We start from the raw sequence: 14967 nt of genomic DNA, 5'->3' as shown, positions 1-14967 counted from the left end.
GACCCCTCAGCGTGGCTTTGCACCACAATATTGCCGCTCGCGCGCGCTCGATGTGCGCGGCAAACGTTTGTCAATTGTTTGCATTTCTCGTCGGACAATTGCGAAACAATGGCGCTCTACGCTCGCGGCGCACACGCGCAACGCACGAAGACAGGACCGCATTCAGGGATGAACCATCGCATCGCACGGCCCACGCGCCGTTGGGCCGCGTGGGCTACGCTCGGCGCCGCCGCACTCTCCACGCTGCTGTCCGGCTGCAATTCGCTCTATAGCGAAGGCGCGACGGCAGGCGCCGGTATCGCCGGCGCAGCCATCGCATCGAAAGTCACCAACAACGCCGCCGTCGCGACCGGCATCGGCCTCGGCGCCGTCGCGGGCGCGCGGGCAGGCGTCCAGTACACGCAGCGCGTCGCGCACCGCTACTCGCAGGCGCAGATCGCGACGGCGGCCGGGCCGCTCGACATCGGCGGCGTCGCGCCTTGGTCGACGCATCACTCGTTCCCGATCGAGGACGACGAGCACGGCCGCGTGACCGTGAGCCGGCTCATCAGCGTCGGACCGCTCGACTGCAAGGAAATCGTGTTCTCGGTCGATACCGACGCGAAGCAGAACGCGCCCGCGCAATCGGGCTTCTACGTCGCGACGATCTGCCGGGACGGCCCGGCGTGGCAGTGGGCGTCCGCGGAGCCCGCGACCGCGCGCTGGGGCGCGCTGCAATGAGCGTGAGCGCGCGCGCGGCGCTGCCGCTCGCGACCTCGCTCGTGCTCGCCGCGGCGACGATCGGCCTCTCCGGCTGCGGCTCGGTCGGCGCGGCGAGCGGCGCGCTCGCGGGCGCGGCGACGGGCCTCGTCACCGCGAATCCGGCTGTCGGCGTCGGCGTCGGCATCGCGGTGCAGGCGGCCACCGACGAAGTCGTCAACCGGACGATGAAGCAGCTGCATAAGAATCAGCAGGATGCGATCGCGCAGGCGGCGGGCGGTCTCGCGGTCGGCGAGGCCCGCGCGTGGCAGGTGAAGAACAGGGTGCCGCTCGAAAACGGCGAAGGCGAGGTGCGCGTGACGCGTGCGTTCCAGACGCCGCTCGCGCTCTGCAAGGAATTCGCGTTTTCGATGAAGGACGGCACGCGCGCGGAATGGTACTTGGCGAGCGCGTGCCAGGATACGCACGGCTGGCAATGGGCGTCGGCGGAGCCGGCCGTCGAGCGCTGGGGCAATCTGCAATAACGCCGGCGTTTCGGGTGGCCGCCACGTTCAGTGTGGTGTTTTACGCTATTTGAAACGTACGAAGCCCAATGCGCACAAGATTTTCATGGCGATTTTAAGTTCCATCGAGAGCGAAACCCTACACTAGGCAGCGGCATGCGGCGCGGCCTCGAACACCGCCGCCCCGCGGCCATGGTCCTCGCCTCGCCCTCTCCCGCTCGACGCGCAAACGAATCCGAACGCGCTTGCGGCCGCGCGCCGCAGCGACGGCGCACGAGGCGACCACAAGCCTCTTTCCTTCCTCGCCGATCGACAGCCCGCGGGCCGCGAACGGACCGCCTTCGCTCAGGACTCGACGTCCTCGAGACTGAAGATCTCGGTCTGGTCGTTGTACGAGAAGATCTCGCCGTACCGGCCCCAGTCGATCACCGCGTCGAGCGTCTCCTCGGCCGCGCCGTCCGACAGGAAGTCCTCGAGCTCCTGCTCGAAGCGCACGCGCGGCGCGCGATGGCCCGGACGCTCGTTCAGCACCTTCTTGATCCGCGCGGCGAGCGGCACGTGGCGCAGCAGATGCTCGGCGAACATCATCTTGCGCTCCTGCGTGCCGAACTCGGCGAACACGCGGCCAGGCGGCGTCAGGAACACGTCGCCCTCCCGCACATCGGCGAAGCCGAGGTACTGCAGCACTTCGGCGATCGGAAACAGGTCGTCGACCTCGAGATGCAGCGTGCGCGCGATTTCCGGCATGTCCGCACGGCCGTGGTACGGCGGCGCGGCAAGCGTTTCGATGAGACCCGCCATCAGGTTCGTCGACACCTGCGGCAGCCAGCTGCCGAGCTCGAGCCCCTTCTTCGTCGCCTCGCCGACCTGGCGCGCGGTCATCTTCGCGTAGATGTCGTCGACGAGCCGGCGGAACGCCGGGTCGAGACGGTTGCGCGGATGCTTGAACGGCACCTTGATCTCGGCGATCACGCGCCCCGGATTCGACGACAGCACGAGGATCCGGTCGCACATGAACACCGCTTCCTCGATGTTGTGCGTGACGATCAGCACCGACTTGATCGGCATCCGGCCCTGCGTCCACAGATCGAGCAGATCGGTACGCAGCGTCTCGGCCGTCAGCACGTCGAGCGCGGAGAACGGTTCGTCCATCAGCAGCAGCGTCGGATCGACGACGAGCGCGCGCGCGAAGCCGACGCGCTGGCGCATGCCGCCCGACAGCTCGCGCGGATATGCATTCTCGAAGCCGTCGAGGCCGATCAGGTCGATCGCGGCGAGCGCGCGCTCGCGCCGCTCGCGCGCGCCGACGCCGAGCGCCTCGAGGCCTGCTTCGACGTTCTGCAGCACGGTGAGCCACGGAAACAGCGCGAAGGTCTGGAACACCATCGCGACGCCTTCGGCGGGACCGCGCAACGGCTTGCCGAGATATCCAATCTCGCCGCCCGTCGGCTCGATGAGGCCGGCGATGATGCGCAAGAGCGTCGACTTGCCGGAGCCCGAGCGGCCGAGCAAGCCGACGATCTCTCCTTCGCGCAGCGACAGGTTCACGCCGTCGAGCACGAGCAGCTCGCCTTGTGTCTTGTTGAAGCCGCGGCTCACGTTCTCGACGTGCAGGATTTCTTCGCCGGCGCGCGGCGGCGCGGCCGGCGTCTGGACGGGTGCGTTTACATCATTCGGGTTTTGCATCGCGTTTTGCTCTCGGTCGGTCTCAATCGGCTGACATGGTCTCAATCGAGCCGCAGCTTGGCTTCGGCGTACGCGTACAGCGGACGCCACAACAGGCGGTTGAACAAGGTGACGAACAGGGACATCACGGCGATGCCCAGGATGATCTTCGGGTAGTCGCCCGCAGCCGTCGTCTGCGCGATGTACGCGCCGAGGCCGTGCGCCTGGATCTTCGTGTCGCCCCACTGGACGAGCTCCGACACGATGCTCGCGTTCCACGCGCCGCCCGACGCGGTAATCGCGCCCGTCACGTAGTACGGGAAGATGCCGGGGAGGATCGCCTGCCGCCACCACTGCCAGCCGCGGATGCGGAAATTGGTGGCCGCTTCGCGATAGTCGTTCGGATAGGCGGTCGCGCCCGCGATCACGTTGAACAGGATATACCACTGGGTGCCGAGCACGATGAGGGGTGACAGCCAGATGTCGGCGTTCAGCCGGTAGTGCGCGATCACGATCACGAACACCGGGAACAGCAGGTTCGCCGGAAACGCCGCGAGAAACTGCGCGATCGGCTGCACCTTTTCGGCAATCGCGGGCCGCAGGCCGATCCACACGCCGATCGGCACCCAGATCACCGACGCGATCGCGATCAACAGCATGACGCGCAGGAGCGTGATGAGCCCGAGCACGAACACGTGACCAACCTCGGCGAGCGTCACGCCCGTCTTCACGTAGACGAATACGCGCCAGACGACGTAGATCGTGCCGACGATCACGAGAATCGCCCAGGCGATGTCGGCAACGCGCGACGCCTTCTTTTCGACGCGCGGCATCGTGAAGCGCACGGTGTCGAACGACGGCACGCGCAGCGGAATCCGCGCCGTCTTCGCCAACAACCAGCCGGCCGGCACGAGCAATTGATGAATCAAGCGCGTGCGGCGCACGAGGTCGAGGAGCCACGATTCGGGCGCGTTGCCCGAACTCGTCGTTTCCATCCGGAACTTGTCCGCCCACGCGACGAGCGGACGGAACAGCAGTTGGTCGTATGCGAGGATCACGATCGTCATCGCAAGAATCACCCAGCCGACCGCGTGCAGATTCTTGTCGGAAATCGCCTGCGCGAGATACGCGCCGACGCCCGGCAGCGTGATCGTATTGTTGCCGACCGTGATCGCCTCGGACGCGACGACGAAGAACCAGCCGCCCGACATCGACATCATCATGTTCCAGATGAGGCCCGGCATCGAGAACGGCACTTCCAGCTTCCAGAAGCGCTGCCACGACGTCAGGTGGAAGCCGCGCGACACCTCGTCGAGATCGCGCGGCACCGTGCGCAGCGACTGGTAGAAGCTGAACGTCATGTTCCACGCCTGGCTCGTGAAGATCGCGAAGATCGCCGCGAGCTCGGCACCCAGCACGCGGCTAGGGAAAAGCGCGAGGAAGAACGTGACCGTAAACGAGATGTAGCCGAGGACGGGCACCGACTGCAGGATGTCGAGGATCGGCACGAGCACCATCCCCGCGCGGCGGCTTTTCGCTGCGAGCGTGCCGTACACGAGCGTGAAGACGAGCGACGCGACCATCGCGGCCAGCATCCGCAGCGTCGTGCGCAGCGCGTACTCGGGCAAGTTCGCCGGATCGAGCGAGATCTTCTGCGTGTTGAGCGTCGCGATGGGCGCCATCGTCTCGTGAAAGCCGACCACTGCCATCGCAATCACGCAAATGATGAGCGGGAACGCGATGAAGTCCCAACGGTTAGGCAGGACGCGCCACGCGGATGCGTTGGCGATCCGGTTCGGATTGAATCCGAGATCCATCAGGCGCCCTCCCCGGCAAGGCCGTGCGACTCGAAAAATGAGGCCAGAAAGCGAATGTGACTCATGGCAAGGCGCGCTTATGCGGTAATTCGTTTTGACTGCGGGTGCCGCGGAAGCCGCCCCCAGGGTACCGGCTTCCACACGCGACGCGGGGATCGCCCGATCCTCGCGACGGCACGACACTACTACATCCTATATTTCAGGCACAACCTTCTGAGTGACGAACGGTGGAATTTCGACTCCGCCGCGAACGCATCCGACCCGGAACGGGCGAGCGGCGGGCGAATCTGCGAGAGATGACGGCGCGCCGGCTGGCCGCTGCTGCGCCGCAACGTCGGATTATGCCGCGATCCTGCCCTGCCGTGAACCCGCCCTGCGGGCGAACGCGCACAACCGAGACGCTCGTCGGCAAACGAATGCCGCGAAGCAGGTATGATCGGTGTTTGCCCCATCAAGGGCCGATGGTCAATCAGGAGGAGTGAATGGCAGGAAATCTGGTTATCGTGTGCCGGGACCAGGACGCCGAAGCGTTCGATCAACTGATGCAGGAATACGGCTCGTTCCAGACGCGGCTGTCGTCGACGGCCTGGTATCTGAACATGAACATCGTGCCGGAGACGCTTCAGGAGGACATCCTCGACCGTCTCGGCAAATACACCACGCTCTACATCTTCGAGGCGACGAGCGTCACCTACAACACGATCGACAGCAACGCCGCCGAGACGCTCAGCACGCTCTTCGGCGAGTGACCCGCCGCCCTCGGGCGCCCGGCGGGGTCGCGCCGGACGCACGAGGATCCCGCGCCGCCCGGGCGGCGGCGCGTCAGGACGCAGCCTGCGGTTCCGCCTTCGGCATGACGTCGAACGGAAACGACATCGCGACCCGCAGCCCCCCTTCTTCCCGGTTGCCAATCTCGCACGCGCCGCCCGTGCGCTGCACGAGCCGTTCGACGATCGCGAGCCCGAGGCCGCTATGCCCGTTGCCGCCGCGCGCCGGATCGAGCCGCACGAACGGGCGCGTCGCATCGGCCAGATCGCGCGGCGCAATGCCTTTGCCGTGGTCGCTGACCGTCAGCGTGTAGCCCGTCGCGGTGCGCACGGTCGCGATCACGACGGGCGGCGCGCCGTACGCGTGCGCGTTGTCGAGCAGGTTCGACAGCACCCGGTCGAGCGTCGCCGTCGGCAGGCGGAAGCCCGGCCCCGCCGTGAGATCGGTCTGCACGGTGGGCGCGTTCGGCGACACCGCGCGATAGGTGCGCGCGATCCGCTCGCACGCCTGATCGACGGGCACGGCCTCGCTGCGATCGGCGTCGCCGTGCGCGAACACGAGGAACTGGTCGACGATGTGCGTCATCGAGTCGACGTCGCGCACGACGCCGTCGCGCAGCCGCGCGTCCTCCATCATCTCGGCGCGCAGCCGCATCCGTGCGAGCGGCGTGCGCAGGTCGTGCGCGACGCCCGCGAGCATCACCGCTCGATCGTTCTCTGCGCGCGACACCTGCTGAACCATCTGATTGAAGCCATGCGTGAGCTGGCGCAGCTCGCGCGGCCCGCGCTCGGGCAGCGGCGGCACCGCCATTCCGCGGCCGAAACGCGCGACCGCGCGCGCGAGCGAGCTGAGCGGCTGCTGCAACTGCCACGCGGCGAAGAGCGCCGCCATCACCGCAGCAGAAAAGATCATCACGAGCCAGAGCACCATCCGGTCGAGCGGGCGCGGCGGCCGCAGCGGCTGCGCCGGCACGACGATCCAGTCGCGGTCGGTCGGCTGCTTCACCCACAGCACGGGCGGCCGGCCCGGCTTGCCGATGCGTACCAGCGTGCCGGACGGCAGGCGGTCGCGCAGGTCGTCGGTGAAGCGCCTGAGCGAGGGCGGCAGATCCTGGTTCGCCTCCGGCACGTCGCTGCTGCTCGGCGCGACGAGCCGCACGCGCGACGGCAGCGGCTGGTCGGGCGAGCGCTCGACGTGTTGACGCACAGCGTCGACGAGGAACGCGGCCTCCTCGACCGCATAGCGCGCCTGGAACTGATTGCGCTCGAGCCGGATCGCGAAGTACCACGCAAAGTGCGACAGCAGCAGCACGCAGACGACGAGGAGCGCGAGCCGCCCGAACAGCGAATCAATGGGCTTGCGCATGAGCCTCGCCGTTCGGCACGAACACGTAGCCGCGTCCGCGCACCGTCTGGATGAAGCGCGGCGTCGACGGATCGGTTTCGAGGATCCGGCGCAGGCGCCAGACCTGCACGTCGATCCCGCGGTCGGTGCCGTCGTACTCGGGGCCGTGCAGCAGTTCGAGCAGGCGCTCGCGGGTCAGCGTGCGCAACGCATGGTTGACGAAGATCTTCAGGAGCGCGAATTCGCTGCTCGACAGCGTCGCCGGCTTGCCGTCGACCGACAGCGTGCGCGCCTGGAAATCGAGCACGAAACGGCCGAACGCGTACGGCTCGCGCTGCTCGGGCGCGGCCGCCGACGGCGTCGCGCGACGGCGGCGCAGCACCGCCTGCGCGCGCGCGAGCAGCTCGCGCGGGTTGAACGGCTTGCCGAGGTAATCATCCGCGCCGAGCTCGAGGCCGACGATGCGGTCGACATCGTCCGCGCGCGCCGTCAGCATGATCACCGGAATGTCGTCGCCCGCCGCGCGCAGCTGGCGCAGCGCGGTCAGGCCGTCGACGCCCGGCATCATCAGGTCGAGCACGATGAGATCGGGGCGCTCGCGTTCGAGGCGCTTTTCGAGCGAAGCGGCGTCGTGCAGCACCGAGACCTCGATGCCTTGCCGCACGAGGTAGTCGCGCAGCAGGTCGCGCAGTTCTTGGTCGTCGTCGACGATGAGGATCTGAGTAGTCATGGCGTGAAGTTTACCGTGCAGGTTGGCGGGGCTGAGCGAAACAAATACCCGAAAGGGTTACTGCGGATTACCGCGCAAGCAAAGTGTAATGCGCGGTAAACGCGGCCGCAGTGCGCGTAACACGACGGCGGCGCCGCTTGGCTACGCTGCGCCTTACCGGATATGCCGGCAGGCGGCGGGGCGCGAACGCCCGAACGCCGAGCCGGCCGCAGCACCGGACTTTTCAATACAGGAGTTGCTCAATGTATAAGAAGACTTCCCGTCTGGCCATCGCCGCCGCCGTGCTTGCCCTTTCGTTCAGCGCCGTCTCGCACGCCGCGCCGCCCGACATGCCGCCGCCGGGCGGCCACGGCGAACATCACCACATGGACGGCGGCCCGTTCATGATGATGCAGCGCGTGCACGACAAGCTGAACCTGAGCGCCGCGCAGGAGCAGCAATGGCAGGCCGCCGTCGGCACGATGAAGCAGAACCGCGAGGCGATGCGCAAGAGCCATGAGGCGCTGCGCCAGCAGTTCCAGGCGCAGCAGAACCAGCCGATCCTCGACCTGAACGCGATGCACGCGGCGCGCCAGCAGGCCGAGCAGCAGAACGCGCAGTTGCGCGAGCAGACGGCGTCCGCATGGCTCGCGTTCTACAACGGCCTGAACGACCAGCAGAAGGCGACGGTCAGCACGGCGCTCAAGCAGCAGTTCGCGAAGATGGCGGAACGTCACGCGAAGATGAAGGAGCGCTGGGAGCAGCGCCGCGCGGCGAAGGGCGCGTCGGCGCCCGCGCCGCAGCAGTGACGCCGGGCGGCTCGGCTTCGCCCGGTGGGTTCGGGCGGGTCGCGCCGTCCATGGATTACGTCGCGGCTGCATGATGCGGCCTTTGGCGACCGGTCGGACGGCGTTCGGCGGGTATGGGCGCGCTCGGCTGCCGGGCCGGGCGATCGCGCGGGATCGATCCGCTTGATCGGTTCCGCGTGATCGGCCCCCGCTCGCTCGGCTTGGCATGACCATCCGCCGCCCGATTGGCTTCATCGGGCCGACGACGCGCTCCGACCGATCGCATCTCGTCGGCCGTATCTCGTCCGTGGCTATCGGCCGGGCAACCGGTCGCCGTTGAAGCAAACACCGCGAACGGGCGCACGCCCGCTCGCGGTGTTTTCGCATCGGCACACGGCTTGCCGCGTCCTCTCCTTGCGCCGTCTCTCCGTGCCGGTGCCAAGCGCCCGACCTCCCGCCCGCCGCGAATCGCGTCACGCGAGATCGAACAACAGCACCTCCGCGCGCTCGCCGCGCTCGAACGCAACGGTCTCGACGTCGGCGATGCGCGCGCCGTCGCCCGCCGCCAGCGCCTCGCCATTCACCGTCACGCTGCCGCGCGCGACGTGCACGTACACGCGCCGCCCGGCCGGCCCCGCGAACTCGGCGCGCTCGACGCCATCGACGAGGCCCGCGTAGATCGACGCGTCCGCCCGCATCGATACCGACCCATCGCGCCCGTCCGGCGACGCGATGAGCCGCAACCGGCCGCGCTTGTCGGCGTCGGTGAAGCGCACTTCCTGATAGCCGGGCTTGCCGCCCCGCTCGATCGGCAACAGCCAGATCTGCAGCAGATGCAGCGGCGCGTCCCGCGACGCGTTGTATTCGCTGTGCACGATTCCCGTGCCCGCGCTCATCCGCTGCACGTCGCCCGCGCGGATGATCGAGCCGTTGCCCATGCTGTCGCGGTGCGCGAGCGCGCCGTCGAGCACGTACGTGATGATCTCCATGTCGCGGTGCGGATGCATGCCGAAGCCCCGCGTCGGCGCGATGCGGTCGTCGTTCAGCACGCGCAGCGCGCCGAAATGCACGTGATCGGGATCGCGATAGTCGGCGAACGAAAAGCTGTGCCGGGTATCGAGCCAGCCATGATTGGCATGACCGCGGTCACCTGCGCGGCGGATCTGGAACATGGCGCCTCCCACTGAAAAATCGACATCCTCGAATGTAGGGGCGGCACGCATCCGCAACAATCCTGCGCGCGCGCACCGGATCGTTGCGCCGATCCGCGCAATCGTCTGCACAAGCGGCGCGCCGCGCATAGGCATGCGGCAACGCCAAAGAGCCGACCGATGTGTCGTGCGGCTTCGTGCGCCGGGCGGCCGAGCGGCCGGCGAGACGCACTCGCCGTTTCTTCGAAGCCGCGGCCGGCGTTCGGGTAAAATACCGCGCTTTTGGCCGCCGTCGACGGCGCTCCGCCCCAAAGCGGGCCGCACCGGCATCGACGAACGCGAATTTTGGCCGCCTAGAATACGCCCGGCGCGCGCATGCCCGGTGCATCCGGCCGCGCGGCGGGGAAGTCAGGATGAGGAACGACATGAAGAAGCTCGCCTTGTGCGCGGCCCTCGCCATCGCGGCGGGCGGCGCCTTCGCGAAGGAGTGGAAGACCGTGCGGATCGGCGTCGACGCCAGCTATCCGCCGTTCGAATCGACCGCGCCGAGCGGCGAGATCGTCGGATTCGACGTCGATCTCGCGAAGGAAGTCTGCAAGCGGATCAACGTGAAGTGCGTCTGGACGCCGCAGGATCTCGACGGCATCATCCCCGCGCTGAAGGCGAAGAAGTTCGACGTGATCGTGTCGTCGCTGACCGTCACCGACAAGCGCCGCGAGCAAATCGATTTCTCCGACAAGCTGTACGACGCGCCCGCGCGGATGATCGCGAAGGCGGGGTCGCCGCTCGCGCCGACCGTCGAGTCGCTGAAGGGCAAGCGCGTCGGCGTCGAGCAGGGCTCGACCCAGGAGACGTTCGCGAAAGCGCACTGGGAGCCGAAGGGCGTGACGATCGTGTCGTACCAGAACCAGGATCAGGTGTACGCCGATCTCGGCTCGGGCCGCCTCGATGCGACGCTGCAAGACGAGTTGCAGGCCGATTACGGCTTCCTGCGCACGCCGCGCGGCAAGGGCTTCGCGTGGGCGGGCCCGGCCGTCAAGGAGCCGAAGACGCTTGGCGATGGCACCGCGATGGGGCTGCGCAAGGAAGACGCGGACCTGAAGGACGCGATCGACCGCGCGCTCGCGGCGATGCACAAGGACGGCACGTACGACAAGCTGTCGCACAAGTACTTCCCGTACCGCATCTATTCGGCGAAGTAGCCGCCGAGCGGGCCGCGCGTCGCGACCGGCGCGCGGCCCGTGCAGCACCAGCGGTCGACACCACGCGCTGCGAAGCGCCGCCGCCCTGCCCGAACGCAGGCGACGGCGCGATCCGCGAAGGCGGAGCGGCAATGATACGCACGGGGCGTCTCGCGCAACACGCGGGACGCGTCTTTCGCGGCGCGCACGACGCGCCGTCAAGGACTACATATGTTTCTTCAAGGCTACGGCCCGCTGATACTCTCCGGCACCTGGCAGACCGTCAAGCTCGCGGTGCTGTCGCTCGCGCTGTCGTTTCTGCTCGGCCTCGTCGGCGCGGCGGCGAAACTGTCGAAGAACCGCTTGTCGAGCGGGATCGGCACGCTCTACACGACGCTCATCCGCGGCGTGCCGGACCTCGTGCTGATGCTGCTCCTCTTCTACAGCCTGCAGATCTGGCTGAACCAGTTCACCGATCTGATGAGCTGGGATCAGATCGACATCGATCCGTTCGCGGCCGGCGTGCTCGTGCTCGGCTTCATCTACGGCGCGTACTTCACCGAGACATTTCGCGGCGCGTTCCTGTCGGTGCCGCGCGGCCAGCTCGAAGCGGGCAGCGCGTACGGGATGACGCACTGGCAGGTGTTCACGCGGATCATGTTCCCGCAGATGATGCGCTTCGCGCTGCCCGGCATCGGCAACAACTGGCAAGTGCTCGTGAAGTCGACGGCGCTCGTGTCGATCATCGGCCTCGCCGACGTCGTGAAGGCGTCGCAGGACGCGGGCAAGGGCACGCTGCGGTTCTTCTTCTTCACGCTGCTCGCCGGCGCGATCTATCTCGCGATCACGACGATCTCGAACTTCGTGCTGATGTGGCTCGAAAAGCGTTATTCGACGGGCGTACGCAAGGCTGACCTATGATCGAGCTGATCCAAGAATACTGGCGCAACTACCTGTATACCGACGGGTATCGCTTCACGGGACTCGCGATCACGCTGTGGCTGCTCGTCGTGTCGATTGGGATCGGCTTCTGCCTGTCCGTGCCGCTCGCGGTGGCGCGCGTGTCGAAGAAGAAGTGGCTCGCGGGCGCCGTCTGGCTCTACACGTACGTGTTCCGCGGCACGCCGCTCTACGTGCAACTGCTTCTCTGCTATACCGGGCTCTACAGCCTGCAGGTCGTGCGCGGCGCGCCGATGCTCGACGCGTTCTTCCGCGACGGGATGAACTGCACGCTGCTCGCGTTTACGCTGAACACCTGCGCGTACACGACCGAGATCTTCGCGGGCGCGATCAAGGCGACCACGTACGGCGAGATCGAGGCCGCGCGCGCGTACGGGATGTCGACGTTCACGCTGTATCGGCGGATCGTGCTGCCGTCGGCGCTGCGCCGCGCGCTGCCGCTCTACAGCAACGAAGTGATCCTGATGCTGCACGCGACGACGGTCGCATTCACGGCGACCGTGCCCGACATCCTGAAGATCGCGCGCGACGTCAATTCAGCGACCTACATGTCGTTCCACGCATTCGGCATCGCCGCCCTTCTCTACCTCGCGATCTCGTTTACGCTCGTGTGGCTGTTCCGCCGCGCCGAGCGTCGCTGGCTCGCGTATCTGCGCCCGCAAGGCAAATGAGTTTCGCCCGGACATGCCTCAGATGAACACCCAGATGCACAAGCTCTTCGTCGACGATCTCCACAAGCGTTACGGCAACAACGAAGTTTTGAAAGGCGTCTCGCTGCGCGCGAACGCGGGCGACGTGATCAGCGTGATCGGCTCGTCCGGTTCGGGCAAGAGCACGATGCTCCGCTGCATCAACTTCCTCGAGCAACCCAACGCGGGTCGCATCTTCGTCGACGGCGAAGAAGTGCGCACCGCGCAGGACAAGACGGGCGCGCTCAAGGCGGCCGATTCGAAGCAGTTGCAGCGCGTGCGCACGAAGCTCGCGATGGTGTTTCAGCACTTCAATCTGTGGGCGCACATGAACGTGCTCGAGAACGTGATGGAAGCGCCCGTGCACGTGCTCGGCATTCCGAAGCGCGAGGCCGAGGAGCGCGCGCGCGAATACCTCGAGAAAGTGGGGCTGGCGCCGCGCGTCGAGAAGCAATATCCATCGCACCTGTCGGGCGGCCAGCAACAGCGGGTCGCGATCGCGCGGGCGCTGGCGATGCATCCGGACGTGATGCTGTTCGACGAACCGACGTCGGCGCTCGATCCGGAACTCGTCGGCGAAGTGCTGAAGGTGATGCAGAAGCTCGCGGAGGAAGGTCGGACGATGATCGTCGTCACGCACGAGATGGGCTTCGCGCGCAATGTGTCGAACCACGTGATGTTCCTGCACCAGGGACGGGTCGAGGAAGAAGGCGCGCCCGCAGATGTGTTCGGCCGCACGAAGAGCGAGCGCCTGAAGCAGTTCCTGTCCGGCAGCCTCAAGTAAACCGCCAAGCAGGCGCGGCGCACGTCCCCGCCCGCACAACCGTCTCGTCACGCCGCATCCGAAGGCGCTTCGCTCGCGAACGCGCACAGCGCGTCGCCCGCGAGCCGGTAACGCACCCATTCGCTCTGCGCGCTCGCGCCGATTCTCTCGTAGAAACGGATCGCGGGCGCGTTCCAGTCGAGCACGCTCCATTCGAAGCGCCCGCAGCCGTTCTCGAGCGCGATTCGCGCCAGCGCGTGCAGCAGGCGCTTGCCTGCCCCCGCGCCGCGAAAGCGCGGCGATACGTACAGATCCTCGAGATACAGCCCCTGCCGGCCGAGCCACGTCGAATACGAGAAGAAGTAGACCGCGAAGCCCGCCGGCTCGCCGTCCGCCTCGCAGATCAGCGCGCGCGCGGGCGACGCCCCGCGAAAGAGGCTCGCTTCGATCGATTCGACTGTCGCGACCACCTGCTCCTCGGCTTTTTCATAGATCGCGAGCTCGTTGATGAAGCGCAGGATCAGCGCGGCGTCGTCCGCCGCGGCTGCTCGAATCCGGATATCCATGTAGCGGCCCTCCCGGCCCGATCGTGACGAGTATGTGCGCCGCGTGGCCGCTGGCGCTGTCGAGGTCGACATGCTACGTTCAGGTCATTCCATGAATGAAGTGCATTTTCTTCATCTCCGATTGAACGTCATGCATCCCGCATTGCGCCGCCTCGATCTGAATCTGCTGCTCGTCTTCGACGCGCTCTTTCGCCATCGCTCGGTCACGGCTGCGGCGAACGAGATCGCGCTCAGTCCGTCCGCGCTGAGCGACGCGCTCGGCGACGAGCTGTTCGTGCGCTTCGGCAACGAGATGCAGCCGACCGTGCGAGCCGAGGACATGGCGGGCTGGGTCGGCGAGGCGCTCGACGTGCTGTCCAAGGGCATGCAACGCACGCGCGCCGCTTCGAGCCGGAACGCAGCACGCGCACGTTCGTATTCGCCGCGACCGACTACACGGCGTTCGCGGTGCTGCCCGCGTTCATTTCCAGGATGCAGCGCGTCGCGCCGCAATTGCGTTTTCACGTCGTCTATTCGGGCCGCAAGATCGCGACCGAGGATCTGGCCGCCGGCCGGATCGACTTCGCGCTCGGCTATCACGAGGAAACGGGCGCGGTCGCGCCCGGCATCGAAAGCTTCGACTGGCTCACTGACGACTACGTCGTGATCGCGAGCGAGCGCCATCCGTCGATCCGGCGACGCCCGAGTCTCGCGCAATATCTCGCGGCGCGGCACGTCGTCGTCACGCCGTGGCACGAGACGCGCGGCGTGATCGACTACGTGCTCGACAAGCTCGGTCTCGAACGGCAGGTCGCCGTGCAATTGCCGACGGTGCTCGCGGCGCCCTTCATCGTCGCCGATTCCGACCTGCTGATGACGGTTCCGCGCCATCCGGCCGAGGTGCTGCGGCACGCGGCGCCGATCCGGATCTTCGCCGCGCCGTTCGAGATCCCCCGCTACACGGTGAAGGTGTATTCGCACGCGAAGCACGCGCGGACCGACGCACACCGCTGGATTCGCGCGCAACTGATGGATACGGCTCCGGTCGCGTCGACCGCTCGCGCGCGCTGACGTCGGCCCCGCCCTGCGCCGCGTCGCAGGCGGCGAAACGGCGGCCGCGCGCCCGGTCCGCCACCCGCGTTTTCATTACGGATTCCTGACGCAATCAGCGCCGGCGCGTTTAACCTCACGAATTTCCAGCGTCAATAGTGGCAATCCTTGACCTATGCCGCCGGATTCCGTGCGTGCCTTGACGGGCAAGGGATTCGGCCGCGTTGACGAAAGTCGTCCGGCGAGGCCGCGCACACATATATGGCAATTTGGCGACACGTGCTAGTCAAACAACGATTTTCGTCGCCACAAAAGTGTATTTTTGCTAAATTAGT

At 67.0% G+C, this 14967-nt stretch carries 14 protein-coding genes and 1 pseudogene; 9 read left to right on the top strand and 6 right to left on the bottom strand.

From position 1 onward, the window contains the following. The first annotated feature begins 168 nt into the window (after positions 1-168). Together WS70_RS05625 and WS70_RS05620 are read left to right on the top strand one after the other, a co-directional pair. Entirely contained in the window at positions 169-720 is a 552-nt protein-coding gene (locus WS70_RS05625) for a hypothetical protein (RefSeq protein WP_059469162.1), read from the top strand. Further along, positions 717-1223, top strand: coding sequence for a hypothetical protein (locus tag WS70_RS05620; RefSeq protein ID WP_059469290.1), 507 nt, complete (start codon positions 717-719; stop codon positions 1221-1223). Before WS70_RS05625 ends, WS70_RS05620 begins: the two co-directional genes overlap by 4 nt. A gap of 324 nt (positions 1224-1547) precedes the next feature. Here the strand turns inward: WS70_RS05620 and WS70_RS05615 are convergent, their stop codons facing one another. Both WS70_RS05615 and WS70_RS05610 read right to left on the bottom strand, forming a co-directional pair. Next, on the bottom strand, positions 1548-2888 hold the full coding sequence (locus WS70_RS05615; RefSeq protein ID WP_059469163.1) for an ABC transporter ATP-binding protein: 1341 nt from the start codon (positions 2886-2888) through the stop codon (positions 1548-1550). Positions 2889-2929: 41 nt separating this feature from the next. Beyond that, positions 2930-4684, bottom strand: a complete 1755-nt coding sequence (locus WS70_RS05610) for an ABC transporter permease (RefSeq protein ID WP_059469164.1) — start codon at positions 4682-4684, stop codon at positions 2930-2932. A gap of 482 nt (positions 4685-5166) precedes the next feature. On the opposite strand from WS70_RS05610, the gene WS70_RS05600 reads away from it, so the two are divergent. Next, positions 5167-5433, top strand: coding sequence for a double-stranded DNA-specific endonuclease (locus tag WS70_RS05600; protein ID WP_059469165.1), 267 nt, complete (start codon positions 5167-5169; stop codon positions 5431-5433). Between the two features lie 73 nt (positions 5434-5506). Here WS70_RS05600 and WS70_RS05595 read toward each other — a convergent pair whose 3' ends face one another. Further along, on the bottom strand, positions 5507-6817 hold the full coding sequence (locus WS70_RS05595) for an ATP-binding protein (protein WP_059469166.1): 1311 nt from the start codon (positions 6815-6817) through the stop codon (positions 5507-5509). Beyond that, complete coding sequence (locus WS70_RS05590; RefSeq protein ID WP_059469167.1) at positions 6801-7526, bottom strand: response regulator; 726 nt, start codon at positions 7524-7526, stop codon at positions 6801-6803. The genes WS70_RS05595 and WS70_RS05590 overlap by 17 nt, the downstream gene beginning before the upstream one ends. Before the next feature lie 242 nt (positions 7527-7768). On the opposite strand from WS70_RS05590, the gene WS70_RS05585 reads away from it, so the two are divergent. Further along, positions 7769-8314, top strand: coding sequence for a Spy/CpxP family protein refolding chaperone (locus WS70_RS05585; RefSeq protein WP_059597271.1), 546 nt, complete (start codon positions 7769-7771; stop codon positions 8312-8314). A gap of 452 nt (positions 8315-8766) precedes the next feature. On the opposite strand, the gene WS70_RS05580 is transcribed toward WS70_RS05585, so the two are convergent. Continuing rightward, positions 8767-9465: a pirin family protein gene (locus WS70_RS05580; protein ID WP_059597272.1), complete on the bottom strand. Its 699-nt coding sequence runs from the start codon at positions 9463-9465 to the stop codon at positions 8767-8769. 404 nt (positions 9466-9869) lie between these two features. Between WS70_RS05580 and WS70_RS05575 the strand changes: the two genes are divergently transcribed. The 4 genes from WS70_RS05575 to WS70_RS05555 all read left to right on the top strand — a co-directional run bounded on the left by WS70_RS05575 (position 9870) and on the right by WS70_RS05555 (position 13058). Continuing rightward, positions 9870-10646, top strand: coding sequence for an ABC transporter substrate-binding protein (locus tag WS70_RS05575; RefSeq protein ID WP_059469170.1), 777 nt, complete (start codon positions 9870-9872; stop codon positions 10644-10646). A gap of 210 nt (positions 10647-10856) precedes the next feature. Beyond that, positions 10857-11546: an ABC transporter permease gene (locus WS70_RS05565; RefSeq protein ID WP_059469172.1), complete on the top strand. Its 690-nt coding sequence runs from the start codon at positions 10857-10859 to the stop codon at positions 11544-11546. Beyond that, positions 11543-12256, top strand: coding sequence for an ABC transporter permease (locus tag WS70_RS05560; protein WP_059469173.1), 714 nt, complete (start codon positions 11543-11545; stop codon positions 12254-12256). Before WS70_RS05565 ends, WS70_RS05560 begins: the two co-directional genes overlap by 4 nt. A gap of 22 nt (positions 12257-12278) precedes the next feature. Continuing rightward, entirely contained in the window at positions 12279-13058 is a 780-nt protein-coding gene (locus WS70_RS05555; RefSeq protein ID WP_059469174.1) for an ABC transporter ATP-binding protein, read from the top strand. A gap of 47 nt (positions 13059-13105) precedes the next feature. Here WS70_RS05555 and WS70_RS05550 read toward each other — a convergent pair whose 3' ends face one another. Further along, positions 13106-13603: a GNAT family N-acetyltransferase gene (locus tag WS70_RS05550; protein ID WP_059597273.1), complete on the bottom strand. Its 498-nt coding sequence runs from the start codon at positions 13601-13603 to the stop codon at positions 13106-13108. A 91-nt stretch (positions 13604-13694) separates the two neighbouring features. Between WS70_RS05550 and WS70_RS05545 the strand changes: the two are divergent. After that, a pseudogene (locus WS70_RS05545) lies at positions 13695-14653 on the top strand (LysR family transcriptional regulator). Positions 14654-14967 lie beyond the last annotated feature (314 nt).

Origin of the sequence: Burkholderia mayonis (assembly GCF_001523745.2) — a bacterium.
Taxonomy (GTDB): Bacteria; Pseudomonadota; Gammaproteobacteria; order Burkholderiales; family Burkholderiaceae; genus Burkholderia; species Burkholderia mayonis.
This window is presented reverse-complemented; position numbering and strand designations above follow the sequence as displayed.

What these genes read in the sequence shown, in the direction of transcription:
- WS70_RS05625 (WP_059469162.1), top strand. Translation starts at nt 169, where the DNA reads ATGAACCATCGCATCGCACGGCCCACGCGCCGTTGGGCCGCGTGGGCT.
- WS70_RS05620 (WP_059469290.1), top strand. Translation starts at nt 717, where the DNA reads ATGAGCGTGAGCGCGCGCGCGGCGCTGCCGCTCGCGACCTCGCTCGTG.
- WS70_RS05615 (WP_059469163.1), bottom strand. Translation starts at nt 2,888, where the DNA reads ATGCAAAACCCGAATGATGTAAACGCACCCGTCCAGACGCCGGCCGCG.
- WS70_RS05610 (WP_059469164.1), bottom strand. Translation starts at nt 4,684, where the DNA reads ATGGATCTCGGATTCAATCCGAACCGGATCGCCAACGCATCCGCGTGG.
- WS70_RS05600 (WP_059469165.1), top strand. Translation starts at nt 5,167, where the DNA reads ATGGCAGGAAATCTGGTTATCGTGTGCCGGGACCAGGACGCCGAAGCG.
- WS70_RS05595 (WP_059469166.1), bottom strand. Translation starts at nt 6,817, where the DNA reads ATGCGCAAGCCCATTGATTCGCTGTTCGGGCGGCTCGCGCTCCTCGTC.
- WS70_RS05590 (WP_059469167.1), bottom strand. Translation starts at nt 7,526, where the DNA reads ATGACTACTCAGATCCTCATCGTCGACGACGACCAAGAACTGCGCGAC.
- WS70_RS05585 (WP_059597271.1), top strand. Translation starts at nt 7,769, where the DNA reads ATGTATAAGAAGACTTCCCGTCTGGCCATCGCCGCCGCCGTGCTTGCC.
- WS70_RS05580 (WP_059597272.1), bottom strand. Translation starts at nt 9,465, where the DNA reads ATGTTCCAGATCCGCCGCGCAGGTGACCGCGGTCATGCCAATCATGGC.
- WS70_RS05575 (WP_059469170.1), top strand. Translation starts at nt 9,870, where the DNA reads ATGAAGAAGCTCGCCTTGTGCGCGGCCCTCGCCATCGCGGCGGGCGGC.
- WS70_RS05565 (WP_059469172.1), top strand. Translation starts at nt 10,857, where the DNA reads ATGTTTCTTCAAGGCTACGGCCCGCTGATACTCTCCGGCACCTGGCAG.
- WS70_RS05560 (WP_059469173.1), top strand. Translation starts at nt 11,543, where the DNA reads ATGATCGAGCTGATCCAAGAATACTGGCGCAACTACCTGTATACCGAC.
- WS70_RS05555 (WP_059469174.1), top strand. Translation starts at nt 12,279, where the DNA reads ATGAACACCCAGATGCACAAGCTCTTCGTCGACGATCTCCACAAGCGT.
- WS70_RS05550 (WP_059597273.1), bottom strand. Translation starts at nt 13,603, where the DNA reads ATGGATATCCGGATTCGAGCAGCCGCGGCGGACGACGCCGCGCTGATC.